Source organism: Bradyrhizobium semiaridum, assembly GCF_020329505.1.
Taxonomy (GTDB): domain Bacteria; phylum Pseudomonadota; class Alphaproteobacteria; order Rhizobiales; family Xanthobacteraceae; genus Bradyrhizobium; species Bradyrhizobium semiaridum.
In genome coordinates, this window is the sequence record NZ_JAGKJJ010000022.1 from 19,974 (window position 1) to 42,885 (window position 22,912).

General features: G+C 65.8%; 21 protein-coding genes. 2 read left to right on the top strand and 19 right to left on the bottom strand.

Annotation, left to right across the window (positions count from 1 at the left end; all coding sequences use genetic code 11):
* Positions 1-15: 15 nt before the first annotated feature.
* The 8 genes from J6500_RS22935 to J6500_RS22970 all read right to left on the bottom strand — a co-directional run bounded on the left by J6500_RS22935 (position 16) and on the right by J6500_RS22970 (position 9,420).
* Positions 16-1,890, bottom strand: coding sequence for a feruloyl-CoA synthase (locus tag J6500_RS22935; RefSeq protein WP_225714966.1), 1,875 nt, complete (start codon positions 1,888-1,890; stop codon positions 16-18).
* Positions 1,887-2,675: a crotonase/enoyl-CoA hydratase family protein gene (locus J6500_RS22940; RefSeq protein WP_225714967.1), complete on the bottom strand. Its 789-nt coding sequence runs from the start codon at positions 2,673-2,675 to the stop codon at positions 1,887-1,889. Before J6500_RS22940 ends, J6500_RS22935 begins: the two co-directional genes overlap by 4 nt.
* A 359-nt stretch (positions 2,676-3,034) precedes the next feature.
* Entirely contained in the window at positions 3,035-3,661 is a 627-nt protein-coding gene (locus J6500_RS22945) for a glutathione S-transferase family protein (protein ID WP_225714968.1), read from the bottom strand.
* 180 nt (positions 3,662-3,841) lie between these two features.
* Positions 3,842-4,435: a GNAT family N-acetyltransferase gene (locus J6500_RS22950; protein ID WP_225714969.1), complete on the bottom strand. Its 594-nt coding sequence runs from the start codon at positions 4,433-4,435 to the stop codon at positions 3,842-3,844.
* A gap of 7 nt (positions 4,436-4,442) precedes the next feature.
* Positions 4,443-5,945 carry a glycerol kinase GlpK gene (glpK, locus tag J6500_RS22955; RefSeq protein WP_225714970.1) on the bottom strand — a complete coding sequence of 501 codons (1,503 nt, stop codon included), beginning with the start codon at positions 5,943-5,945 and terminating at the stop codon, positions 4,443-4,445.
* A 247-nt stretch (positions 5,946-6,192) separates the two neighbouring features.
* Positions 6,193-7,209, bottom strand: coding sequence for an SGNH/GDSL hydrolase family protein (locus J6500_RS22960; RefSeq protein ID WP_225714971.1), 1,017 nt, complete (start codon positions 7,207-7,209; stop codon positions 6,193-6,195).
* A gap of 178 nt (positions 7,210-7,387) precedes the next feature.
* Positions 7,388-8,164 carry an SGNH/GDSL hydrolase family protein gene (locus J6500_RS22965; RefSeq protein WP_225714972.1) on the bottom strand — a complete coding sequence of 259 codons (777 nt, stop codon included), beginning with the start codon at positions 8,162-8,164 and terminating at the stop codon, positions 7,388-7,390.
* Positions 8,161-9,420, bottom strand: coding sequence for an OpgC domain-containing protein (locus tag J6500_RS22970; RefSeq protein WP_225714973.1), 1,260 nt, complete (start codon positions 9,418-9,420; stop codon positions 8,161-8,163). The genes J6500_RS22965 and J6500_RS22970 overlap by 4 nt, the downstream gene beginning before the upstream one ends.
* 287 nt (positions 9,421-9,707) lie before the next feature.
* Between J6500_RS22970 and apaG the strand changes: the two genes are divergently transcribed.
* The gene (apaG, locus tag J6500_RS22975; RefSeq protein ID WP_225715037.1) at positions 9,708-10,106 is read left to right on the top strand and encodes a Co2+/Mg2+ efflux facilitator ApaG/CorD; all 399 of its coding nucleotides are present in this window, start codon (positions 9,708-9,710) and stop codon (positions 10,104-10,106) included.
* Between the two features lie 131 nt (positions 10,107-10,237).
* Here apaG and J6500_RS22980 read toward each other — a convergent pair whose 3' ends face one another.
* The 3 genes from J6500_RS22980 to J6500_RS22990 form a co-directional block, all read right to left on the bottom strand.
* On the bottom strand, positions 10,238-11,239 hold the full coding sequence (locus tag J6500_RS22980) for an Hsp33 family molecular chaperone (protein ID WP_225714974.1): 1,002 nt from the start codon (positions 11,237-11,239) through the stop codon (positions 10,238-10,240).
* Positions 11,240-11,421: 182 nt separating this feature from the next.
* Positions 11,422-12,348 (bottom strand): ornithine carbamoyltransferase, encoded by a 927-nt coding sequence (gene argF, locus J6500_RS22985; protein WP_225714975.1) that lies wholly within the window; start codon positions 12,346-12,348, stop codon positions 11,422-11,424.
* Entirely contained in the window at positions 12,348-13,553 is a 1,206-nt protein-coding gene (locus J6500_RS22990; protein ID WP_225714976.1) for an aspartate aminotransferase family protein, read from the bottom strand. Before J6500_RS22990 ends, argF begins: the two co-directional genes overlap by 1 nt.
* Before the next feature lie 483 nt (positions 13,554-14,036).
* Here J6500_RS22990 and J6500_RS22995 point away from each other — a divergent pair, with 483 nt between their 5' ends.
* The gene (locus tag J6500_RS22995; RefSeq protein ID WP_225714977.1) at positions 14,037-14,549 is read left to right on the top strand and encodes a GcrA family cell cycle regulator; all 513 of its coding nucleotides are present in this window, start codon (positions 14,037-14,039) and stop codon (positions 14,547-14,549) included.
* A gap of 80 nt (positions 14,550-14,629) precedes the next feature.
* Here the strand turns inward: J6500_RS22995 and phoB are convergent, their stop codons facing one another.
* From phoB to J6500_RS23035, 8 genes are all read right to left on the bottom strand, one after another.
* Positions 14,630-15,340 (bottom strand): phosphate regulon transcriptional regulator PhoB, encoded by a 711-nt coding sequence (gene phoB / locus J6500_RS23000; RefSeq protein WP_139480339.1) that lies wholly within the window; start codon positions 15,338-15,340, stop codon positions 14,630-14,632.
* 115 nt (positions 15,341-15,455) lie between these two features.
* Positions 15,456-16,172 carry a phosphate signaling complex protein PhoU gene (gene phoU / locus J6500_RS23005; protein ID WP_225714978.1) on the bottom strand — a complete coding sequence of 239 codons (717 nt, stop codon included), beginning with the start codon at positions 16,170-16,172 and terminating at the stop codon, positions 15,456-15,458.
* Positions 16,173-16,236: 64 nt separating this feature from the next.
* The gene (pstB, locus tag J6500_RS23010) at positions 16,237-17,055 is read right to left on the bottom strand and encodes a phosphate ABC transporter ATP-binding protein PstB (RefSeq protein WP_139480341.1); all 819 of its coding nucleotides are present in this window, start codon (positions 17,053-17,055) and stop codon (positions 16,237-16,239) included.
* Positions 17,052-17,897: a phosphate ABC transporter permease PstA gene (gene pstA, locus J6500_RS23015; RefSeq protein WP_225714979.1), complete on the bottom strand. Its 846-nt coding sequence runs from the start codon at positions 17,895-17,897 to the stop codon at positions 17,052-17,054. Before pstA ends, pstB begins: the two co-directional genes overlap by 4 nt.
* A 4-nt stretch (positions 17,898-17,901) precedes the next feature.
* The gene (pstC, locus tag J6500_RS23020) at positions 17,902-18,891 is read right to left on the bottom strand and encodes a phosphate ABC transporter permease subunit PstC (RefSeq protein WP_225714980.1); all 990 of its coding nucleotides are present in this window, start codon (positions 18,889-18,891) and stop codon (positions 17,902-17,904) included.
* Between the two features lie 224 nt (positions 18,892-19,115).
* Complete coding sequence (gene pstS / locus J6500_RS23025) at positions 19,116-20,126, bottom strand: phosphate ABC transporter substrate-binding protein PstS (RefSeq protein ID WP_225714981.1); 1,011 nt, start codon at positions 20,124-20,126, stop codon at positions 19,116-19,118.
* A gap of 136 nt (positions 20,127-20,262) precedes the next feature.
* Complete coding sequence (locus J6500_RS23030) at positions 20,263-21,567, bottom strand: ATP-binding protein (RefSeq protein ID WP_225714982.1); 1,305 nt, start codon at positions 21,565-21,567, stop codon at positions 20,263-20,265.
* Positions 21,568-21,649: 82 nt separating this feature from the next.
* On the bottom strand, positions 21,650-22,705 hold the full coding sequence (locus J6500_RS23035) for a lysylphosphatidylglycerol synthase domain-containing protein (RefSeq protein ID WP_225714983.1): 1,056 nt from the start codon (positions 22,703-22,705) through the stop codon (positions 21,650-21,652).
* Between the last annotated feature and the right edge of the window lie 207 nt (positions 22,706-22,912).

Sequence of the window (22,912 nt, forward strand, 5' to 3'; positions counted from 1 at the left end):
TCTCCTCTCGCGAAATCAGGTCAGTGTGATCACGGATGCCGGCGGCACCGGCGCATAGAGCGTCTCGATCAGCGCGGTGCGATGCTCCAGCACCGCGCGCTGGTTGATCGAACCCTTATCGGTGACCTCGCCGCGATCGATCGACAGCGGGGTGTCGAGCAGGATGGCGCGGCGGATGCGGTTGGACGAGCCGGTGGCGCCGGCGAGCACGCGCGCGAAGCGCTCGCGGAACGCCGCGCGCACCGCCGGATCGTTCGCCGCCGCCGCGATGTCATTGGCGGCGAGGCTCGGGTTGATCAGGCGGCAGCCGTCCAGATCGAGGATCACGATCGCCGCGAGCTCGTCGCGGTTGATGCCGGCGATCACGACGTCGCGCACCAGCGGCGCACAGGCGCCGACGAACCGCGCGCGCAGCGGACCGACGCTGACCCAGGTGCCGCTTGCCAGCTTGAAATCCTCGGCAATGCGGCCGTCAAAATCGAAGCCGGCATCGAAATCACCGGGATCGGCGGGCTTCAGCGCATCGCCGAACTTGTAGAAGCCTTCTTCGTCGAACGCCTTGGCGGTCAGCTCGGGCTGGCGCCAGTAGCCCGGCGTGACGTTCGGGCCCTTGGCGCGCACCTCGAGCTTGCCGTTGTTCGGCACCAGCTTGGCGTCGTTGCCCGACACCGGAAGCCCGACATGGCCGGAGCGGCTGGTGTCGGGACGCACCGACATGAAGAACGGCGAGGTCTCGGTGGCGCCGAGCCCGGTCAGCATGGGCACGCGATAGCCCTTCTCCGCTACCGCGAGCTCGTCGAGGCTGTTCCAGACGAACGGCGACAGCGCCGCGCCCGAGAAAAACATCGCATGCAGCCGGCCGAAGAATTTTTCGCGCAGCCCGGCATCGTCGCGCAGATACGGCAGCAGCGCCTCATAACCTTTGGGCACGTTGAAATAGACCGTCGGCGAGATCTCGCGCAGGTTTCGCACCGTTTCCTCGATGCCGTCGGGCGTCGGCTTGCCCTCGTCGAGATACATCGAGCCGCCATTGTAGAGCGTCAGCCCGATATTGTGGTTGCCGCCGAAGGTGTGATTCCACGGCAGCCAGTCGACGATCACCGGCGGCTCGTCCTTCAGGAAAGCCAGCGTCTCGCGCAGCATCACCTGGTTTGCGCAGATCATGCGCTGGGTGTTGATGACAGCTTTGGGATTGCCTGTTGACCCCGAGGTCAGCAGGAATTTTGCGATCGTGTCAGGCCCGATGCCGTCATGGACAGCATCGAGCCGCGGGTCCTCGGGCGCCGCCATGAGGTCGGCGAGCCGCGTCACCTTGCGGCCGTCCAGCTCGCCGCGCGTCGCAGCGATCTCGACATCGCGGGCGACATTGGCGCGCAGCGCATCGGCGAACTTGCCGACGTCGTCGACGAAGACGAGCCCCGGCGTTAGCAGCTTGATGACAAAATTGAGCTTGCTGTAGTCGCGCGACACCAGCGAATAGGCCGGCGACACCGGGCAGAACGGAATGCCGGCATAGAGCGCGCCGAAGGCGACTAGCGCGTGGTCGATCGAATTGCCCGATAGGATCACGATCGGCCGCTCCGCCGACAGTCCGCGCGCGATCAGCGCCGAGCCGATGCGCCGCGTCGTTTCCAGCAATTGCGCGTAAGTGATCTGCCGCCAGCCGCCGGGCGCGCGCTCGGCCATGAACACGCGGTTCGGCTCGGTTTTCGCCCAGTGATGCAGGCGGTCGGTGATGCGGACGGGATAGTCTGCGAGCGCCAGTTTTGGCCGCAGATAGATGGTGCCGTCGTCGTGGCGCTCGACCGTGACATCAGGATTGCCGAACGAGATCGGGCGCAGCGGATGCGCGGCGGCCGCGGGCGCTGAGGTGTCCGGCTTTGCACTCATGTCGGCTTCACCTTGGCGGTCTTGCGGTCGAGGAAGGCGCGGATCCGCTTCTTGGCTTCCTTGTCGCTCTGCGCGACGGTCGCCATCAGCGATTCCATCAGCAGCCCGGTCTGCGGATTGGCCTCGGCGATCATCGGCAGCGCCTGCAGCACGGCGAAATTGGTCAGCGGCGCGTTGGCGGCGACCCGTTCGGCCAGTTCCAGCGCCTTCGGCAGCGCGCCGCCGTCCCTGGTGAGATATTGCGAAAAGCCGTAGGCCGAGCCTTCGGTTGCGGAATAGACCCGCCCGGTCAGCATCATGTCCATCATCCGCGGCACGCCGATCAGGCGCGGCAGCCGCACCGAGCCACCGCCGCCGACGAAGATGCCGCGCTGACCCTCGGGCAGCGCGAAATAGGCCGACGGTTCGGCGACGCGGATATGCGCAGCGCAGGCGAGCTCCAACCCGCCGCCGATCACCGCGCCCTTCAGCGCCGCGATGACAGGCACCCGGCAATATTGCACGCGGTCGAACACGCGGTGCCACATCTGGGAATGCACGAGCCCCTCGGTGGCGTCGCGTTCGGTCAGTTCGGAAAGGTCGAGGCCGGAGGAGAAGTGATCGCCGATGCCGTGGATCACCACCGCGCCGGCGTCGTCGGGAATCCCGGAGAAGCAGTCCTGCAGCGCCAGGATGATGCCGTCGTTCAGCGCATTGCGCTTGGCGGGCCGGTTGAGCCCCACGGTCAGCACCGCGCCCCGCGTCTCGATCTGGAGCAGAGCCTCACTCGCGGCGGCGTTTCCCATGGCCTTATTGTGTCCTGTTCAGAATAGTTATGTTTTATAACGATCTGAGGTGGAGTCAACAGGGATGTCGGGGACGCCGTGATGATCCGCGGACCATGCGCGTTGCCTCGCCAAAGTGAGGCGAGCCGTTCAGGCTCCCTCCCCCTTGCAGGGGAGGGTTGGGGGTGCTCCCGGGCGAGATGATCGAAGGAAGCGAGCTTCTCGCAATTCAAGCGCTGTCGAACGCAAACGGAGAGAGCAGTCGTGTGATAGCCCTCTCCCTGACCCTCGCCCGCAAAGGGGAGGGAACCCTTCCGCTGGAGCGTCCCTTGACATGCGAAGCTCGATGCAGCGGATGAGCGAAGAGGCAGCGCGACGCGCTAGCCGCTCGGCGGCGCCAGCAGCTGGACGATCTGCTGGAACGGCGGCAGTGCTTCGCAGCGGGCGGCGTGGGCCTGCAGCGCGGCGTAGCGCGCATCGAACAGATGCGGATGGGCTTCGCCGGTGAAGCGCAGCGCGCAGGCGACCGCGATGTCGGCGTGGCCGATCCGGTCACCGAGCCAATACGGTGCTGTGACCTGGGCGCGCTCCTCTTCCAGCACGCCGAGCACGCCTGAAATCTGCGCCTCGCAGCGCTCGACCCAGAGTTTGAGCTGCTCCTTGCGCAGCACCCGCTCATAGATCAGGCTCACCGCCTTGTCGGCCAGCCCGGTCGCCAGCGCAGTGATGCGCAGATGCCGGCGCCGCTCCGCGCCCGAACGCGCGATCATCGCCCGCTCCGGCCCGACCAACTCGTCGAGATGATCCAGGATCGCGCCGCTCTCGATCAGCGCCTCGCCGTCATCGAGCACCAGCGTCGGCACTCGCCGCAGCGGGTTGTAGACCGCGACCTGCTCGGCGTCGCCGAAGGTCGACCATGGCTTGTGCTCGAACGGGATTCCGTAGAGCTGCAGCGCGATCGCGGTGCGGCGGACGAAGGGCGAGTCGTACTGGCCGATCAGGAACATCTGTCATCTCGTCGGTCATGCCGCGGCGAGGTGATCTGCGAAAGCAGAGCTTTCGCAGATCACGGCCACGCCGGGGACAAAGGTTGCGCTTTGCAGCAGTCTAGATCGGGTGCGCTGCATTGCAACCGGATCGTGACGTGAGACACCAAGCAGGGACGACCGCTGAGTCTGTGGCGCCGGCTACCCGATCACCGGCACGTGTCGCGCCACATCGCGCGGCGCCGTGCCGTTGAGCCGCGGATCATCCGCCACCTCGATCTGCCGCCGGAACGGACGAAAGCCGGAGCGCTGGTAGAAGGCGACGGCGGACGGATGGTCGAAGGTGCAGGTGTGCACCCAGATACGCTGCACGCCGTTGCGCCACGCGAGCTCCAGCGCGCGGTTCATGAGGAAGCGGGCGGCGCCGGTGCCGATGAACTTTGCGGTGACGCCGAAATAGACCAGCTCGCAATGGCCGCGCTCGCGGAAATCCAGTTCGAGCAGACCCTCGTCGCGGCCGTCCACGACCAGCGCGTAGACTTCGATGCCGGGCGCCCGGATGGTCGCGGCGAGCGCCCCGTCGCCGAGCCGCGTGCGGGTGAACCACAGCCACTCCTCGCCGACGCGGCGGTAGAGGTCGCGGTACCAATCGAGCGCGGGCTGCTCGACACGGCCCAGGCGCCATGCGCCGGGCGGATCGTCGCGCCGGGGCGGCGGCTGCGTCATCTCCAGATGCGTGACGACGGCGGCGATCTTGCCTGATGGGACGTCGGAGTAACCGTCGGGCAGCGGCATCGCGCGCCTACTCCCCCTCGTCGCTCGCCAGCACGCCCTTCACCGCGCGGGCCCACCCCGCCAGCTTGCGCTCGCGGGTGGCCTGGCTCATCGCCGGCTTGAAGCGGTGCTCGAGACGCCAATTGTCGGCGAATCTTGCCGGCTCCGGATAGACGCCGGCGTCGAGGCCGGCGAGGTAGGCCGCGCCGAGTGCCGTGGTCTCCTGGATCATCGGGCGGTCGACCGGCGCGTTGAGCAGATCGGCGAGCCGCTGCATGGTCCAGTCGGAGGCGGTCATGCCGCCGTCGACGCGCAGCACGGTGTTGGCGGCATTGGCCTCCGGCCAGTCGGTGCGCATCGCGGCCCACAGATCGAAGGTCTGGTAGCAGACGCTCTCCAGCGTCGCGTGTGCGATCTCGGCCGGGCCGGTGTTGCGGGTCAGCCCGATCAGCGCGCCGCGCACGCGCGGATTCCAGTACGGCGCGCCCATGCCGACGAAGGCCGGCACCAGGTAGACGCTCTGCGTGCTGTCGGCCTTGTCGGCGAGCGGCCCGGTCTCGGCGGCCTGCTTGATGAGTCTGATACCGTCGCGCAGCCACTGCACGGCGCTGCCGGCGACGAAGATCGAGCCCTCGAGCGCGTAGGTGCGCCGTCCCGCGAGCTGATAGGCGATGGTGGTGAGCAGCTTGTTCTTCGAGGCGACCGGCGTGGTGCCGGTGTTGAGCAGCGCGAAGCAACCGGTGCCGTAGGTCGACTTCATCATGCCGGGCTCGAAGCAGGCCTGGCCGATGGTGGCGGCCTGCTGGTCGCCGGCGATGCCCGAGATCGCGATCGGGCCCCCAAAAAGATCAGCGGTGCTCTCGCCGAAGCGGGCGGAGGAATCCTTCACCTCCGGGAGCATCGAACGCGGTACGCGCAGCAGCTTGATCAGGTCATCATCCCACGCGCCGGTGTGGATGTTGAACAGCAGCGTGCGCGAGGCGTTGGTGGCGTCGGTGGCGTGCACCTTGCCGCCGGTGAGCCGCCACAGCAGATAGCAATCGACGGTGCCGAACAACAGCTCGCCGCGCTCGGCGCGCTCGCGCGCGCCCGGCACGTGGTCGAGGATCCAGGCGACTTTGGTGCCGGAGAAATAGGGATCGATGATCAGGCCGGTCTTGGCCGAGATCGCCGGCTCGTGGCCTTCGGCTTTCAGCCTGGCGCAGATGTCGGCGGTGCGGCGGTCCTGCCAGACGATGGCGCGGTGCACGGCCTGGCCGGTGGCGCGGTCCCATACCACGGTGGTCTCGCGCTGGTTGGTGATGCCGATCGCAGCGATGTCCTTTGCCTTCAGGCCGGCCTTCTCCAGCGCGTCGCGGCACACCATCACGGTCGAGGTCCAGATGTCCTCCGGCTCGTGCTCGACCCAGCCGGAGGCCGGAAAATGCTGCGGAAACTCCTGCTGCGCAACGGCAGCGATGGAGATGTCGCCGCGAAACACCATGGCGCGCGACGATGTGGTGCCCTGATCGATGGCCAGCACGAATGACATGGGCGGTTTCCCTTGGGCTCGACGGGGATTGCTCTGGCGCCAAGGGAGCGGATTGGCGCGGCGAGGTCAAGCTGGGTGATGCGCGGTGGCGCTACGTCATCCCGACTTGCCAAATCCGTCATCCTGAGGTGCAAGCTCTTGCGAGCCTCGAAGGATGCACGGCCACCAGCCGGGCCGATTCATCCTTCGAGGCTCGCCGAAGAGGCTCGCACCTCAGGATGGCGGCGATGGAGCGGGCAAAAGCCTCTCACATCGGCCGATACGTCCGTACATCCGCCGGCACGTTGACGCCGAGCTTGATCTGGCCGACCGAGCGGATGATGTCGTCGCCGAGCAGCTGGGCGAAGCAGGCGTAGCCCCAGTCGTTCATGTGCAGGCCGTCGGCGGTGACGAAATCGTTGATCGGGATCGCCTGCCGCTCGTGCCAGTCGCGCATCACCTCGAAGCGCGGGAACAGGCCGACGTGGCGCAGCGCGGCGATGCGGCCGAGCAGCTTCACCATGCCGCGCGCGCTCTCGGGGCGTTCGGTGACGCGCGGCGAATATTGCGGATCGACCAGCACGACGTCGGCGCCGGCGGCCTGGATGCGCGCCACGCCGTCCTCGACCTGCTTCTCGGTTTCGGCCGGATCGAGGCCGCGCAGCAGCGCGTTGGTGCCGACCTGCCAGATCACCATGTCGGGGCGCGCATCGATCACTTCGGTCTGCAGCCGCTTCATCATCTCGGGCGCGTCCTCGCCGCCCTTCCCGCGGTTGACCACGGTGATGTCGGCGGAGGGATACTGCCGCTTCAGCTGTGCGGCGAGCCGGTTCGGATAGGTGAATTCCGGCGACGACGAGCCGTAGCCCTCGGTCGACGACGAGCCGAACGCGATGATGACGACCGGTTTGCCGGCCGCGAGCTTGGCCGCGACGTGCGGCAGCGAGCCGGTGGTGTTCGGCACGCCCTTGGGCTGCTGGCACGGCACGCGGTGGAAGATGTCGCCGGCGGATTTCGCGACCTGCTTCACCTTGTCGATGGTCCTGTCGATTGTCTTGGCGGCGATGCCCGGCTGTTGTGCAGCGGCGGTGTCGGTGGCTGCAGCAGTGCTGGCATCAGGCTTGGCGGCCTCGGCTTTCGCGCCCGGCGCCAGCGCCGCGTGCTGGCCTGACGACGCGGTCTGCGCGTGCGACGGCGCGGCCGCGATCGGCGTCAGCAGTGCGAGCGCCGCGACGGCGCAGGCGCGTCGCCATGTGGCTGCATGAAAAGGGAAGTCGAAACGCATCTACTCTGCTTCCTCTGATACACTCCAGAGCGCGATGAGCTTGAGCCGTCATCGCGCTCTGGCTCTCCTATTTTAGCATGACCTTTCCGGAAAACGGCTCCGCACTATTCCGGATCATGCTCTCTTCGTTAAGCATGATCTGTCCGGAAAACCGCTGCACACTTTTCCCGATCATGCTCTAATTCTGCTGCGCCGGGCCGAGATGGGCCGCATCGATCACGAACTTCGCCAGGGCGCGGCCGAGGCAGCCATGAACCTTCTTGGCGAGATCGACACCGTGCGAGGTGCTGAACAGGTCGAAATAACCCGCATCGCTCCACTGCTTCATGATCGCGAAGCGGTCGAACAGCGGCACGTCGTGCTGCTGCGCCACCACCTTCATGTTGTCGAGATAGGGCGGCGCGGAAATCATCGTCTCGGTCCGCGGGCTGTATTGCAGATTGACCAGCACCACGTCGGTCCCGGACTTCTGCAGCGCAACGACGCCGTCGTCGATGGCAGTGCGAAAATCGTCGGGATCGACCGCTCGCATAGCATCAACGGTTCCGGTCTGCCAGATCACCAAAGTAGGCTTTTTTGCCTCAACAAGCTTAACGAGCGTGCTCGCGGTCTCCTCGGCGATGCTCTTCCCCTGTAGTTCTACGGATAGATCGATGGTCGTCGACGGCAGCGCTTCCTTCAGGGCCGCCTGCAGCTTGGCCGGATAGGCGCTCGCTTCGTTGCCGGCAATGGTGGAGGAGCGGCTGCCCACCACGAGCACGTTCAGCGGCTGGTTTGCCTTCACGGCGTCGGCGACCCTCGGCAACTTGCTTTCGGTGGTCATCAGATAGGCCGGCACCTCGCACGGCGCGGGCGGCTCGGCGGTCTCGCCGGCGCGCGCAGGCGCCGCCGCCAGAACGGCCGCCAGGCCGGCGGCGGACAGCGTCAGGACCAGCATCGTCCGCGCGGACTTCATGCTCCCCCTCCCGCCAGATCGGCGTTGCCGCCGGCGCCCTTTCGCGCGGCGCCCTTGTCGGCAGAGTGCTTGTACCACGAAATGATCCACGCCATGCCCGACATGATGAGGATGCCGCTGACGCTGATCAAGGCGTGCAGTGCGGCACCGCCCGCCACCTCGGCGAGCACGAAATGACCGGCAAAGGCGAGGAAGACGCCGAGGCAGAATATCTCAAGGGAATGCTGGCCACACAGGATCAAAGGTCGCAGCCAGCACGATTTCAGTCCCGGCCAGTCCTTGGGCAGGAAGCGCACGGTGAGCGCGGCGAGCGCCAGGAAGTGCGCAAAGCGCAGCACGTCAAGGTCGGTCTTGTTGATCGGGTACATCCACTGCTCGATCACCTTGGGCATGATGTGGCCGAGCTGCGGCACGTGCCAGGTCAGCGTCACGAAGAACGACGCGACGAGATAGGCGATGCAGAGCCACATCGTGACGTTCGACGACAGGATGCGCGACATCCGCCGCGCGCCGCCGAGCGCGCACCAGGCGCCGAACACGAATAGCAATTGCCAGGCGAACGGATTGAACGCCCAGACGCCGTTCGGATAGGCCGACAGATAGAGATCGAACTGCCAGGTCACGGCGTAGAGCAAGACCGACAGGCCGAGCGCGACGTCCGGCTTCCACTTCATCAGCCACAGGATCAGCGGCAGGAACAGCATCAGGACGATATAGAGCGGCAGCACGTCCATGTTGACCGGACGGAAGCGCAGCAGCAGCGCCTGCACAATGGTGACATCGGGCTGCTTGAGGAAGTCCATGATCCCCATTTCTTCCGAGTACAACGGGTTCTCGAACGAGGTCGCGACATAGGAGATCTCGGCGAGGAAGATCGTGAACAGGAAGACATGCGCGACGTAGATCTGCCAGACCCGGCGCAGCACGCGCGCGCTCGCCACCACGAAGCCGGCCTCCAGCATCGCGCGGCCATAGACGAAGGCCGCGGTGTAGCCGGAGATGAAGATGAAGATCTCGGTGGCGTCGGAGAAGCCGTAGTTGCGGATGGTGAGCCAGGTGAGCAGGTTGGTCGGCAGATGATCGATGAAGATCAGCCACAGCGCGAGACCGCGGAACAGGTCGAGCCTGAGCTCGCGCTCGCCGGCCGCCGGCAGCGTGATCGCCGGCGCGGCCGCCGCGGCCTTGCTCACCTCGGCCTTTGCCACCTTGGCCTCAGCCGCCGGCGCGCCGGCTATGGGATCGGCAATCGAGCTCATCACACACACCAAAGCGGCTCGAGGAAAATCCGCGCGCTCGCAGAAAACATAATATCGGCCCGCGACTTGCGGACAAAGCGCCGAGTTCGGCGGAATCGGGCGCGCTTTAGAACGGAACTATGTTGAAACCGCGATGCCGAGGGCCCGTTCGGGCCGGCGTTTCGCCGCCTGGCAGGCGATTGGTTCCGCCGCATCAATTCGCTATGATGGCGACTTGTTGAGCATAATCGAATCGGGCGGCCGCGCCGCGCCGGATCATGCGCTTGAGATCACCGGATTTGAGCCTGATGTACCGCGCCGTCACCCGCCAGATCGAAGTCACCGTCGAGCCGAACTTCATGCCGGATCGCTCGTCGGTCGAGCGGCGCGAATATTTCTGGTCATACAAGATCGCCATCACCAATTCGGGAACGGAGACGGTGCAGTTGCGCACGCGGCACTGGATCATCACCGACGCCACCGGCCGCCGCCAGGAAGTGCGCGGCGAGGGCGTGGTCGGCGAGCAGCCGACGCTCGCGCCCGGCGAGCGCTTCGAATACACCTCCGGCGTACCGCTGCCGACCGCCTCCGGCTTCATGACCGGCAGCTACCAGATGGTCTCGGAAAGCGGCGAGCGTTTCGACATCGCAGTGCCGACATTCTCGCTGGACAGCCCCAGCCCGGGCGGCAAGCGGGTGTTGAACTGAGGCCTGCTGCGACGGCGGTACTGTAGCTGCGTAGCCCGGATGCAGCGCAGCGCCATCCGGGGCAGGAGCTGTCCGCGGTTGGACCGCCCCGGATTTCGCTACGCTGCATCCGGGCTACGGTGACGGCGTGTCTACTCCACGCCCGCTTCGTCCGGCGTGAATTCATACACCGACGAGCAGAACTCGCAGGTCACGACGACCTTGCCGTCCTTGACCATGTCGGCGCGATCCTTGGGCGCAAAGCTCTTCAGCATCGAGGACACCGCATCGCGCGAGCAGGAGCACTGCGCCCGGAGCGATTGCGGGGCGAAGACGCGGACGCCGCGTTCGTGGAACAGGCGGTACAGCAGCCGCTCGCCGGATAGATCCGGATCGATCAGCTCAACATCTTCCACCGTCGAGATCAGCGACTGGCCCTCGACCCAGGCATCGTCGTCCGGCACCGAGTGGGTGACGGTGCCCTCCGGCGCGTCGCCGGGATGCAGATCGGCCTGCTTGGCGCGTTCGGGCGACTTCGGCAGGAACTGGAGCAGGATGCCACCGGCGCGCCAGTGCAGCTTGCCGCGCTCGCCGCCGCGCATCTCCTCGCCGACCGCAAGCCGCACCCGGGTCGGAATCTGCTCGGAGCGCAGGAAATACTCATGGGCGGCGTCTTCCAGGCTGCCGCCGTCGAGCGCGACCAGCCCCTGGTAGCGGCTGGTGTTCGAGCCCTGGTCGATGGTCATCGCCAGATGGCCCTTGCCGAGCAGCTCGCCCGAACTCTGGCCGTCCTGCAAACGCGCCTTATCGTAGCGCGCATAGGCGCGCAGTCGGTCCGGTGCCTGGAAATCGACGATCAGCAGCGAGACCGGTCCTTCGGTCCGGGTCTGCAGGATGAAGCGGCCCTCGAACTTCACGGAAGAGCCGAGCAGCGTCGTCAGCACGATGGCCTCGCCGAGCAGCTTGCCCACCGCGGCCGGATAATCGTGCTTGTGCAGGATCTCGTCGAGCGCGGGGCCGAGCCGGGTCAGCCGTCCGCGCAGGTCCAGCGCGCCGACCTCGAAGGCCAGCACGGCATCGTCAACAGGAACCGCCGAAGGCGCGCGAACCGGCGCCTCGGCCTGGATTTTGATGTCGGGGGATTGTGAAACCATGGCGCTCTATCTGGGGTCTCAAGTCGGAAATCGAAAGGGGCTGTGTCCCGGACGCGGAGCAGCGTGCAAAGCCGCTTCGCAGAGCCGGGACCCACTTCTTTGTCGCGGCATAGGTCCGGAACAGCAGCGCACCGCGCCGCAAGGGCGGCGCGCTGTGCAGCATCCGGGGAACGCAAGAACGCCTACGCGACCTCGTTAAAGCACCAGGCCAGAATGCCCTTCTGCGCATGCAGGCGGTTTTCTGCCTCGTCGAACACCACCGACTGCGGGCCGTCGATCACCTCGTCGGTGACCTCCTCGCCGCGATGTGCGGGCAGGCAGTGCATGAACAGCGCGTCGGGCTTGGCCAGCGACATCAGCTTGGCATTGACCTGATAGGGCCGCAGCACGTTGTGGCGGTGCTCGCCCTCCTTGTCGCCCATCGACACCCAGGTATCGGTGACGACGCAGTCGGCGCCGCGCACCGCGGCCTCCGGATCGGTGCCGAGCACGATCGGCGCATTGGTCGCCTTGATCCAGTCGCGCATCGGCTTCTTCGGCGCGAGCTCCGGCGGGGTCGCGACATTGAGCTGGAACTTGAAGCGTTCGGCGGCGTGCGCCCAGGAGGCCAGCACGTTGTTGTCGTCGCCGGTCCAGGCCACCGTCTTGCCCTCGATCGAGCCGCGGTTCTCCTCATAGGTCATGAGGTCGGCCATCACCTGGCAGGGGTGCGAACGCCGGGTCAGCCCGTTGATGACGGGCACGGTGGCGTGGGCAGCGAGCTCGAGCAGCGCATCGTGGTTGAGGATGCGGATCATGATCGCATCGACATAGCGCGACAGCACGCGCGCGGTGTCGGCGATGGTCTCGCCGCGGCCGAGCTGCATCTCGGCGCCAGTCAGCATGATCGATTCGCCGCCGAGCTGGCGCATGCCGACGTCGAACGACACCCGCGTGCGGGTCGAGGGGCGCTCGAAGATCATCGCCAGGGTCTTGCCCTCCAGCGGCTTCCTGCCCTTCTCATGGGCCTTCAGCTTGGCCTTCATGGCAGCGCCGGCTGAGAGCATGTTGCGCAACTCGGCGAGCGGCAGCTCGTTGATATCGAGGAAGTGACGCACGGGCTTGCTCATCACCCTGCCGCCTTCTTCGGCTGCGCCGACAATGCGGCGCAGGCGCGCTCGAGCGCTGTGATCGACTGGTCGATCTCGGCCTCGGTGACGATCAGCGGCGCCAGGAAGCGCACCACATTGTCGCCGGCGCCGACGGTGAGCAGCTTCTCGTTGCGCAGCGCGACGATCAGGTCGCTCGAGGGCACCACGGCCTTGACGCCGATCAGGAGGCCCTCGCCGCGCACTTCAGAGAGCACGGACGGATAGCGGTCGACCACGGACGCGAGCTTCTGCTTGAGCAGCAGCGACATCTTCTGCACGTGCTCGAAGAAGCCGGGCTTGAGCATGACGTCGAGCACGGCATTGGCCGCGGCCACCGCCAGCGGATTGCCGCCGAAAGTCGAGCCGTGCGAACCGGGCGCCATGCCCTCCGCGGCCTTGGCGCTCGCCAGCACCGCGCCGATCGGGAAACCGCCGCCGAGCGCCTTGGCCAGCGACATCACGTCCGGCGTGACGCCGGTGCGCTTGTAGGCAAACAGTTCGCCGGTGCGGCCCATGCCGGTCTGCACCTCGTCGAAGGCGAGCAGCAGGCCGTGCTCGTCGCAGAGCTGGCGCAGCGCCTTGAAGAAGGCCTGTGGGGCGCCGCGCACGCCGCCCTCGCCCTGCACCGGCTCGATCAGGATGCCGGCGGTTTGCGGGCCGATCGCCTTTTTCACCGCCTCGATGTCGCCATGCGGCACCTGGTCGAAGCCATCCATCGGCGGGCCGAAGCCTTCGAGATATTTGGCCGAGCCGGTGGCAGCGAGCGTGGCGAGCGTGCGGCCGTGGAAGGCGCCCTCGAAGGTGATGATGCGATAACGCTCGGAATGCCCCTTGGAGAAGTGATAGTGGCGGACCAGCTTGATCACGCCTTCCATTGCCTCGGCGCCGGAATTGCAGAAAAACACGAAGTCGGCAAAGCTCTGCTCGCACAGCCGCGCAGCCAGCACCTCGCCGTCCGGGCTCTTGAACAGGTTCGACATGTGCCAGAGCTTGGTCGCCTGTTCCTGCAGCGCCTTGACCAGATGCGGATGGGCGTGCCCGAGCGCGTTCACCGCGACACCGGAGGTGAAGTCGAGATAGCGCTCGCCGTTGGTTGCGATCAGCCAGGCGCCCTCACCGCGCTCGAAGCCGAGGTCGACCCTGGCGAAGACGGGGAGCAGATGCGAGGCGGCGCTGTTGGTCATGGCGATCACTGACGGGTTTTGAAGCCGACAACTGCCGCGCGCCTTAATGCCAGCGCAGCAACGGCCAGCTTCGAAAAAACAAAACGTGCCGCTTTCGGGCGGCACGTAACAGGCATTCTATGCTGCGCCCGGTAAGTGTCAATCGCCCCGAAAGGGGCTTTCTGCGCGGCGAAACGCGCGCAATCCGGATTATTCCGGCGCGGTGGAAAAGGCCGATTGCAATGCTTAAGTGTCGGAACATGTGGACGCGCAGCCGCGGACTCTTGCGCCAGAGTCACGCCATATTGTAGCGTTTGGCCTGTCGGGTACGACATCTCGTGCGGCGGTACTGGACCCTCTAAGTAGCCTTTAGTTCTGCGTAAACGTTCGAGCGCAACACCGCGCCCGGCGAGGGTTAAGGGATTCTGACCGCAGGGATTTTTGGACGGAATTGGCCCGCAGCGCCGCCATTGCCTGGCCGGCGCTCTGCGAAGGGAAGAAGCGATGACGACATTGACCTGGTCTGACGATCGCGTCGAACAGCTGAAGAAGCTCTGGGAGAGTGGCCTGTCGGCCAGCCAGATCGCGGCGGAACTTGGCAATGTGACGCGGAACGCCGTGATCGGCAAAGTGCACCGGCTCGGCCTGTCCGGCCGCGCCAAGGCGCCCTCCACCGCCGCGCCGCGGCCGCGCAAGGCGCGGCCCGCCCAGCACATGATGCGGGTGTCGCGTCCGGTATCACGCGGCAACACCGCTCTGGCGCACGCCTTCGAGGTCGAGCTGGAGCCGGATCCGATCGCCTACGACAATGTGGTGCCGATGAGCCAGCGGCTGTCGCTGCTCGAATTGAACGAGGCCACCTGCCACTGGCCGGTCGGCGATCCCTCGAGCCCGGAATTCTTTTTCTGCGGCGGCAAGGCGCTCAGCGGCCTGCCCTATTGCGCCCATCACTCGCGCGTCGCCTACCAGCCCGCCGCCGATCGCCGCCGGCCGTCGAACAAGCCGCAGATCAAGTAAGGCTAAAGTATTATCTGCAACGTCGTCCCGGTGAAGGCCAGGACGACGTGATCTCGGTGCGCGCCGCGTGCCCTTACGCCTTACTGCTGCGGCTCGGCCTTCGCAAAACGGTCGTCGAGCGCGTAGCCGGCGCCGCGGACGGTGCGGATCGGGTCCTGCTCGCGGCCCGGATTGAGCAGCTTGCGCAGGCGGCCGATATGCACGTCGACGGTGCGCTCGTCGATATAGATGTCGCGGCCCCAGACGCTGTCGAGCAGCTGTTCGCGGCTGAACACGCGGCCGGGATGCTCGAGGAAGAATTCGAGCAGGCGGTACTCGGTCGGGCCGAGGTCGATCGGGCGGCCGGAGCGCGCGACGCGGCGCTTCTCGCGGTCGAGCTCGATGTCGCCATAGGTCAGCACCGTGGCGAGCCGCTCGGGGCTGGCGCGGCGGAGCAGGCCCTTCACCCGCGCCAGCAGCTCCGGCACCGAGAACGGCTTGACGATGTAGTCGTCGGCGCCGGTGGCGAGCCCGCGCACGCGCTCGCTCTCCTCGCCGCGCGCGGTCAGCATGATGATCGGAAGCTGCTTGGTCTCGGGACGTGCCCGCAGGCGGCGGCACAGCTCGATGCCGGACAGGCCCGGCAGCATCCAGTCGAGCACCACGAGGTCGGGAACGCGCTCCTTCAGGCGGGTATCGGCGTCGTCGCCGCGCCCGACCGTCTCGACATCGTAGCCTTCGGCATCGAGGTTGTAGCGCAACAGCGTCGTCAGCGCTTCCTCGTCTTCGACTACCAGAATGCGTGCGCTCATCGGTCTAAGTTCTCTCTCTGTCTTGATCCGTTGCCCAGACGCGAACCGAAACGCTCATCTTCCTGATGAGCACGATCTTGTCGGAAAACCGCTACATACTTTTCCGGATCGTGCTCTAGTTGCCCGGCACCGTGGTGGCGAACGTCGTCATGTCGCCCTTCGGGCGCTGGTCGGTGATCTGCTGGCCTTCGATCATGTAGAACACGGTCTCGGCGATATTGGTGGCGTGGTCGCCGATCCGCTCGATGTTCTTGGCGCAGAACATCAGATGGATGCAGAACGAGATGTTGCGCGGGTCTTCCATCATGTAGGTCAAAAGCTCGCGGAACAGCGAGGTGCAGATCGCGTCGACCTCCTCGTCGCCCTTCCAGACGTTCATCGCCGCCGGCAGGTCGTGCGCGGCGTAGGCGTCGAGCACCGACTTCACCTGCGAGAGCACGAGGTCGGTCATGTGCTCGAGGCCGCGGATCAGCTTCAGCGGCTGGAAATCGCTCTCCAGCGCCGCGACGCGCTTGCCCATGTTCTTGGCGAGGTCGCCGATCCGCTCGAGGTCGGTCGCCACCCGCATCGCACCGACGATCTCGCGCAGGTCGATCGCCATCGGCTGGCGACGGGCGATGGTCAGCACCGCGCGCTCCTCGATGACGCGCTGCAGGCTGTCGATCTCGATGTCGGCGGCGACCACGCGCTTGCCGAGCGCGACGTCGCGGCGAATCAGCGCCTCTACGGACTCGGTGATCATGCGCTCGACGAGGCCGCCCATCTCGGCGACCAGGCGGGTCAATTCCTGCAGGTCGCTGTCGAATGCCTTGGCGGTATGTTCAGAAGCCATTGCTTGTCTCCTTCAACCATGGTCCCGAAGGATCATGATCTCATGTCCCCTTGAGCATCGTGCTCTAGCCGAACCGGCCGGTGATGTAGTCCTGGGTGCGCCGATCGCTCGGCGAGGTGAAGATCTTGTTGGTGTCGTCGAACTCGATCAACTCGCCGAGATACATGAAGGCGGTCTTGTCGGAGACGCGCGCCGCCTGCTGCATGTTGTGAGTGACGATGGCGATCGTGTAGTCCTCGGAGAGCTCCTGGATCAGCTCCTCGACCTTGGCGGTCGAGATCGGATCGAGCGCCGAGCACGGCTCGTCGAACAGGATCACTTCGGGCCGCACCGCCACCGTGCGGGCGATGCACAGGCGCTGCTGTTGGCCGCCGGAAAGCGACAGGCCGGATGCGTTCAGCTTGTCCTTGACCTCGTTCCACAGCGCGCCGCCGCGCAGCGCCTTCTCGACGCGGCCGTCCATCTCGGACTTCGAGATCTTCTCATAGAGGCGGATGCCGAAGGCGATGTTCTCGTAGATTGTCATCGGGAACGGCGTCGGCTTCTGGAACACCATGCCGACCCGCGCCCGCAGCAGGTTGAGGTCGAGCTTGGGATCGAGAATGTTGGTCTGGTCCAGCATCAGCTGGCCGACCGCGCGCTGGCCCGGATAGAGGTCGTACATCCGGTTGAAGATCCGCAGCAGGGTCGACTTGCCGCAGCCCGACGGGCCGATGAACGCCGTGACGCGGTTGGTGCCGAGCGTCAGGTTGATGTTCTTCAGCGCGTGGTGCTCGCCGTAATAGAAGTTGAGGTTGCGTGCCGTGACCTTCGGCGCGGCTTCAGGAAGCGGCGCCTGCGGAACGTGGCCAGCAGCGGTCGTCGAAATCGAAAGCTCGGTCATTTTGCGGCCCTTTCGGCACCAAGGATGCGCGCGCCGATATTGAGCGCGAGCACGGTGAAGGTGATGAGCAATGCGCCGCTCCAAGCCAACTCCTTCCAGTAGGCGTAGGGGCTTTGCACGAAGTTGTTGATGGTCACCGGCAGATTGGCCATCGTCTTGTTCAGGCTGAGGCTGAAGAACTGGTTCGACAGCGCCGTGAACAGCAGCGGCGCGGTCTCGCCGGCGACGCGGGCGGTGGCCAGCAGCACGCCGGTGATCAGGCCCGAGCGGGCCGCACGGTAGGCGATCCGCTTGATCACCAGCGAGCGCGGCAGGCCGAGCGCGGAGGCCGCCTCACGCAGCGGGTTGGGCACCAGCAGCAGCATGTCCTCGGTGGTGCGCAGCACGACCGGGATGACGATGACGGCGAGCGCCAGCGCGCCGGCGATCGCCGAGAAACCGCGCATCGGCACCACCACCGCGCCGTAGATGAACAGGCCGATGATGATCGAGGGCGCGCTGAGCAGGATGTCGTTGATGAAGCGGATCACCGAGGTGAGCCGGTCATGCTTGCCATATTCGGCAAGATAGGTGCCGGCGAACAGGCCAAGCGGCGCGCCGATGCCGACCCCGATCACGGTCATGATGATCGAGCCGACGATCGCGTTCAGCAGGCCGCCCTCGGTCGAGCCGGGCGGCGGTGTGTTCTGGGTGAACAGCTGCACGCTCAGGCCGGCAATGCCGTTGTAGAGCAGCGTCAGCAGGATCAGGGCCAGCCAGGTGACGCCGAACGCTGCGGCGCCGTAGCAGAGCGCGCGGATGATGATGTCGTTGCGGCGGCGGGATTTGTAGATCGGGTTCATGGCGTTACTTCCCCGCCTTCATCTCGAGCCGCATCAGCATCAGACGCGCCGCGGCGAGCACGAAGAAGGTCAAGACGAACAGCAGCAGGCCGAGCAGGATCAGGCCGGACTGATGCAGCCCGTCGCTCTCGGCGAATTCGGAGGCGATCGCCGCCGAGATCGTGGTGCCGGGCGCGAAGATCGACGAGGAGATGCGGAACGAGTTGCCGATGATGAAGGTCACCGCCATGGTCTCGCCGAGCGCGCGGCCGAGCGCCAGCATGATGCCACCGATCACGCCGACCCGCGTATAGGGGATCACGACGCTGCGGACGACTTCCCAGGTGGTGCAGCCCATGCCGTAGGCGGCTTCCTTCAGCACCGGCGGCACGGTCTTGAACACGTCGACCGAGATCGCGGTGATGAACGGCAGCACCATGATGGCGAGGATCAGCGAGGCGTTGAACAGGCTGAGATAGGATGGCGGACCGGCGAAGATCGCGCCCAGCACCGGCACGCCGTCGAAAATCCGGATCATGAACGGCTGGAACGTGTTGGCGAGGAACGGTCCCAGCACGAAGAAGCCCCACATGCCGTAGATGATCGACGGAATGCCGGCGAGCAGTTCGACCGCGATGCCGATCGGACGGCGCAGCCATTGCGGGCACAGCTCGGTGAGGAACACGGCAATGCCGATGCCGACGGGGATCGCGATCAGCATTGCGATCACCGACGTGATCAGGGTGCCGTAGATCGGGCCGAGCGCGCCGAGCACCGGCGGATCGGCCGAGGGCGCCCAGCGCTGCGTGAACAGGAAGGAGAACCCGTATTCCCGCATCGCGGGCCAGGCACCGATGATCAGCGACAGGATGATGCCGCCGAGGATCAGGAGGACCGAGATCGCCGAAACGCGGGTGATCCAGTAGAAGGTGGCGTCACCGAGCTTGAAGGCACTGAGAGCCTTGGCGCGATCATACGGACCGGCGGCTTCCATCACATCGCCCTGAACAGCCATGTCTGCCACGCCTATCCCCTCTTTAGTATTTGAAAAGAACGCAAACCGCTACGCCCCGAAGCGATCTTCACCGACGCTGTTCGACCGGGCGTCATTCCGGCTGCGCCCTGCAGGACACGTGAGCCCGAGCTCCATGGTTTTTATGGGTCATGACGGAGCAGGCTCTGGCACTTCAACCTGTGCCGCCGCAGGGCGGCGCAGGTCGCATTCGCAACGCTTCGGACTCAGCTCTTGATGTCAGAGGCCCAGGTCTTCTCGATCAGCTTGACGACCGAGTCCGGCATCGGGATGTAGTCGAGCTCCTCGGCCGCCTTGTCGCCCTTCTCGAAAGCGTACTTGAAGAACTTGAGCGCTTCCTGCGAGGCCGCCTTGTCAGTCGAGTCCTTGTGCATCAGGATGAAGGTCGCGGCGGTGATCGGCCAGGAGGCATCGCCCGGCTGGTCGGTCAGGATCACGTAGTAACCGGGAGCCTTGGCCCAGTCGGCGTTCGACGCAGCGGCCTGGAAGGCTTCCATGGTCGGCTGCACGGTCTTGCCGGCCTTGTTGACCAGGGCGGTGTAGGTCAGCTTGTTCTGCTTGGCGTAGGCGTATTCGACATAGCCGATCGCGTTCTTGGTCTGGCTGATGTTGCCGGCAACGCCTTCGTTGCCCTTGGCGCCGACGCCAACCGGCCACTCGACCGCAGTGCCCGAACCGACCTTGGACTTCCAGTCGGCATTCGACTTGGAGAGATAGTCGGTGAAGTTGAAGGTGGTGCCCGAACCGTCCGAACGGCGCACGACGGTGATGGCGTCCGCCGGCAGCTTCAGCTTCGGGTTCAGCTTGGCGATCGCCTCGTCGTTCCACTTGGTGATCTTGCCGAGATAGATGTTGCCGAGCACCTCGCCCGACAGGATCAGCTCGCCCGGCTTGATGCCTTCGAGGTTCACGACCGGCACGATCGCGCCCATCACCATCGGCCACTGGACGAGGCCGTCCTTCTCGAGCTGCTCGGCCTTGAGCGGCGCGTCGGTAGCGCCGAAGGTCACGGTCTTGGCCTGAATCTGCTTGATGCCGGCGCCGGAGCCGATCGACTGGTAGTTCAGACCGTTGCCGGTCTCCTTCTTGTAGGCGTCAGCCCACTTCGAATAGATCGGGAAGGGGAACGTCGCGCCTGCGCCGGTAATATCGGCAGCGAAGGCGGACGTCGAAGCGGCGACCATGCCGGCAGCGACGATGGCTTTGATGAAATTCATGGGGTGGTCTCCATCTTGTGAGCGAAGCGCCGAATGCGCCCGATCGCGCCCACGCCGGTCCATCTAGGAGCGGTCGGTGCCGGTTTTATAAAGGTTAGATGACAGTTGGATGACAGACCCAAGCCATTGGAAATACTCAGCTTTGGGCCGGTACCTGGGTCTTCGGGCGGGGAAAACAGGCGGTAAAAGTGGCCCCGTTGCGGGGCACGCTTTCGATCAGAAGACGCCCGCGATGACGGTTAAGAATATGTTTCACCAAGGATAATCCGAGGCCGGTTCCACCCTGGTTGCGGCTGTCGCCGACGTCGACCCGGTAGAACCGCTCGGTCAGCCTTGGCAGATGCTCCGGCGCGATGCCAGGGCCGAAATCGCGCACCATGATGCGTATTTCGGGGCTCGACTCGCCCGCGGCGGCCTGGCTGAGCGACACTGTGACGCGGCCGCCGGAGGCGCCGTATTTCAGCGCGTTCTCGATCAGGTTCTCGAACAGCCGCAGCAGCTCCTCGCGGTCGCCGGCGATCGTGACCGGCTGCTCGGGCAGGTCGACCTCGATCTCGACCTGGCGCTCGGCGGCCAGCGCCTCCAATCCGTCGACCACTTGGCGGATGATCGGCACGATGTCGATCAGCGCCTCGGGCCGGACATGGGCCGAGAGCTCGACCCGCGACAGCGACAGCAGATCGTCGATCAGCCGCGCCATGCGGGTGGCCTGGGTATGCATGATGCCGAGGAAGCGCTCGCGCGCCCGCGCATCGTCGCGGGCGGGCCCCTGCAAGGTGTCGATGAAACCGGACAGCGCGGCGAGCGGCGTGCGCAACTCGTGGCTGGCATTGGCGACGAAGTCGGCCCGCATCTCCTCGACCCGGCGCAGCGGCGTCAAATCGTGGAAGGTCATCAGCATGCATTTGTCGGTGCCGCCGAATGGCGTTGGCACCGGGACCGGCGTGATCACCAGTTCCATCCAGCGATCGACCGGGACGTGGTCGGTGTAGGTGGCACGGCGCGGCTCGGCGGTCGCGATCGCCTCGCGCAGCGCGGTGATGATCTCCGGCGAACGCAGCGCGAACTGCGCCAATTCGTTCTTGCGCAGCGCCGGCGCGAGCTGCGCGGCGGCGGTGTTGAGATGGATGACGCGGCCGGCGCGATCGAGCAGCACCGCCGGATCCGGCATGCCGGCGACCACGGCGCTCACGGCAGAAGTCTCGACCGGGTTGACGCCGCGAACATCCTCGCGCGAAGTCGATGCATCGTGCAGCCGCCACGGCACCAGCGCCGCGGCCGCGATGCAGGCGAACACCGCGCAGGCGCGCACCGGCGACAACTCGCCGAGCGCGACGATCACGCTGAGCGCAAGGGCGGCGGCGAGCAGGATCAGGGCAGCGTGACGCAGCCGGTCCGGCCACGGCGCGAAGATGGAGGAAGGTGAATCGTCAATTGCCATCGCGGCGACTTTCTTCCTTCGGTTCGCAGCTCGCTGGCAAGGTCAAATGACCCGCCTCGCAGGAGCCGTCCGGCCGCATGAATCAGACGCCGGAGTCACCGCGCTTGCGGACCAGAACCGCTTCGTGATGCGGCTCGGCGCGGGGACCCGAATCAGCCTGGGGCAGCCGTTTGAATCGGGCGCCGACGATAACCTCCCGAAACGTCAGCAAGATTACAGATATGATGAAGGGGGCAATATAGTAGAGCAGGCGGAACAGCAGCATACCGCCGAGCAGGTCCTCGCGGTCCATCTGCCAGAGGCCGACCAGCATGGCGGCATCGAACACCCCGAGGCCGCCGGGAGAATGGCTGGCGAAGCCGAGCAGCGTCGCCGACACGAAGATCACCGCGACCACGACGAAGCCGAGATTGGGCTCGTCCGGCACCAGCACATACATCGCAAGCGCGCAGAAGCCGAGGTCGACGATGCCGATCGCGATCTGCAACAGCGTCAGCGGCCCGCCCGGCAGCGTCACCGTCCACGGACCGCGCCCGACCACCCGCGGCTGGGTCCAGACCCAGACCACATAGGCGACCAGCGCGGTGATGATCGCAAACGCCAGGGCGCGATTGAGCCAGGGCGGCAGCTGGTCGATGTTGGCGGCGGCCTCCGGATGATAGGCGATGCCGAGCCCGAGCACCGCGGCATTGCCGAGCCAGAAGGTGAGGCCGGCGAGAAAGCAGATCTTGGCGACGTCGATCGCGTTCAGGCCCCAGGCCGAATAGATCCGGTAGCGCACCGCGCCGCCGGTGAAGACGCTGGCGCCGACATTGTGGCCGATGGAGTAGGAGGTGAAGGCCGCGAGCGCATTGATGCGATAGGGCACATGGGCGTGGCCGATCGCGCGCACGGCGAACAGATCGTAGAACGTCAACGTGAAGTAGCCCGCCGCGACGAACAGCGCGGCCAGCGCGATCTGCCGCGGCTCGGTGCTCTTGATGGCCTCGAGCACCTCGTTGGTGTCGATGCCGCGCAGCATATGATAGAGGACGTAGCAGGCGATGCCGATGACGGCGATGCTGATGACAACACCCAGCTTGTGCAGGATTTGCTTCTGGCGCAGCAGCGCCATCGCCCTGCTTATTGCTTGCAGCATCTAGACCTCGAATTGCGATCTCGCGACGACGGCTCCCGGGCGAACTCCGCCGACGCTCCGCTGTTCCCTGCCTCGTGTAGCGCGTTTTGTGCCGGAGTGGAATTCGCCAAAGGACAATAAAACGCGCGTCTTCAAGATATTAGGGACGATTCATGACAGCGGATGCACAAATTTGAGCGTTTCCCGCCACCTTCGGCCAAGACCTTC

What these genes read in the sequence shown, in the direction of transcription:
- apaG (WP_225715037.1), top strand. Translation starts at nt 9,708, where the DNA reads ATGTACCGCGCCGTCACCCGCCAGATCGAAGTCACCGTCGAGCCGAAC.
- J6500_RS22980 (WP_225714974.1), bottom strand. Translation starts at nt 11,239, where the DNA reads ATGGTTTCACAATCCCCCGACATCAAAATCCAGGCCGAGGCGCCGGTT.
- J6500_RS22990 (WP_225714976.1), bottom strand. Translation starts at nt 13,553, where the DNA reads ATGACCAACAGCGCCGCCTCGCATCTGCTCCCCGTCTTCGCCAGGGTC.
- J6500_RS22970 (WP_225714973.1), bottom strand. Translation starts at nt 9,420, where the DNA reads ATGAGCTCGATTGCCGATCCCATAGCCGGCGCGCCGGCGGCTGAGGCC.
- J6500_RS23035 (WP_225714983.1), bottom strand. Translation starts at nt 22,705, where the DNA reads ATGCTGCAAGCAATAAGCAGGGCGATGGCGCTGCTGCGCCAGAAGCAA.
- J6500_RS22995 (WP_225714977.1), top strand. Translation starts at nt 14,037, where the DNA reads ATGACGACATTGACCTGGTCTGACGATCGCGTCGAACAGCTGAAGAAG.
- argF (WP_225714975.1), bottom strand. Translation starts at nt 12,348, where the DNA reads ATGAGCAAGCCCGTGCGTCACTTCCTCGATATCAACGAGCTGCCGCTC.
- J6500_RS22965 (WP_225714972.1), bottom strand. Translation starts at nt 8,164, where the DNA reads ATGAAGTCCGCGCGGACGATGCTGGTCCTGACGCTGTCCGCCGCCGGC.
- glpK (WP_225714970.1), bottom strand. Translation starts at nt 5,945, where the DNA reads ATGTCATTCGTGCTGGCCATCGATCAGGGCACCACATCGTCGCGCGCC.
- pstS (WP_225714981.1), bottom strand. Translation starts at nt 20,126, where the DNA reads ATGAATTTCATCAAAGCCATCGTCGCTGCCGGCATGGTCGCCGCTTCG.
- phoU (WP_225714978.1), bottom strand. Translation starts at nt 16,172, where the DNA reads ATGGCTTCTGAACATACCGCCAAGGCATTCGACAGCGACCTGCAGGAA.
- J6500_RS22935 (WP_225714966.1), bottom strand. Translation starts at nt 1,890, where the DNA reads ATGAGTGCAAAGCCGGACACCTCAGCGCCCGCGGCCGCCGCGCATCCG.
- J6500_RS22960 (WP_225714971.1), bottom strand. Translation starts at nt 7,209, where the DNA reads ATGCGTTTCGACTTCCCTTTTCATGCAGCCACATGGCGACGCGCCTGC.
- pstA (WP_225714979.1), bottom strand. Translation starts at nt 17,897, where the DNA reads ATGAACCCGATCTACAAATCCCGCCGCCGCAACGACATCATCATCCGC.
- J6500_RS23030 (WP_225714982.1), bottom strand. Translation starts at nt 21,567, where the DNA reads ATGGCAATTGACGATTCACCTTCCTCCATCTTCGCGCCGTGGCCGGAC.
- pstC (WP_225714980.1), bottom strand. Translation starts at nt 18,891, where the DNA reads ATGGCTGTTCAGGGCGATGTGATGGAAGCCGCCGGTCCGTATGATCGC.
- J6500_RS22940 (WP_225714967.1), bottom strand. Translation starts at nt 2,675, where the DNA reads ATGGGAAACGCCGCCGCGAGTGAGGCTCTGCTCCAGATCGAGACGCGG.
- J6500_RS22945 (WP_225714968.1), bottom strand. Translation starts at nt 3,661, where the DNA reads ATGTTCCTGATCGGCCAGTACGACTCGCCCTTCGTCCGCCGCACCGCG.
- J6500_RS22950 (WP_225714969.1), bottom strand. Translation starts at nt 4,435, where the DNA reads ATGCCGCTGCCCGACGGTTACTCCGACGTCCCATCAGGCAAGATCGCC.
- phoB (WP_139480339.1), bottom strand. Translation starts at nt 15,340, where the DNA reads ATGAGCGCACGCATTCTGGTAGTCGAAGACGAGGAAGCGCTGACGACG.
- pstB (WP_139480341.1), bottom strand. Translation starts at nt 17,055, where the DNA reads ATGACCGAGCTTTCGATTTCGACGACCGCTGCTGGCCACGTTCCGCAG.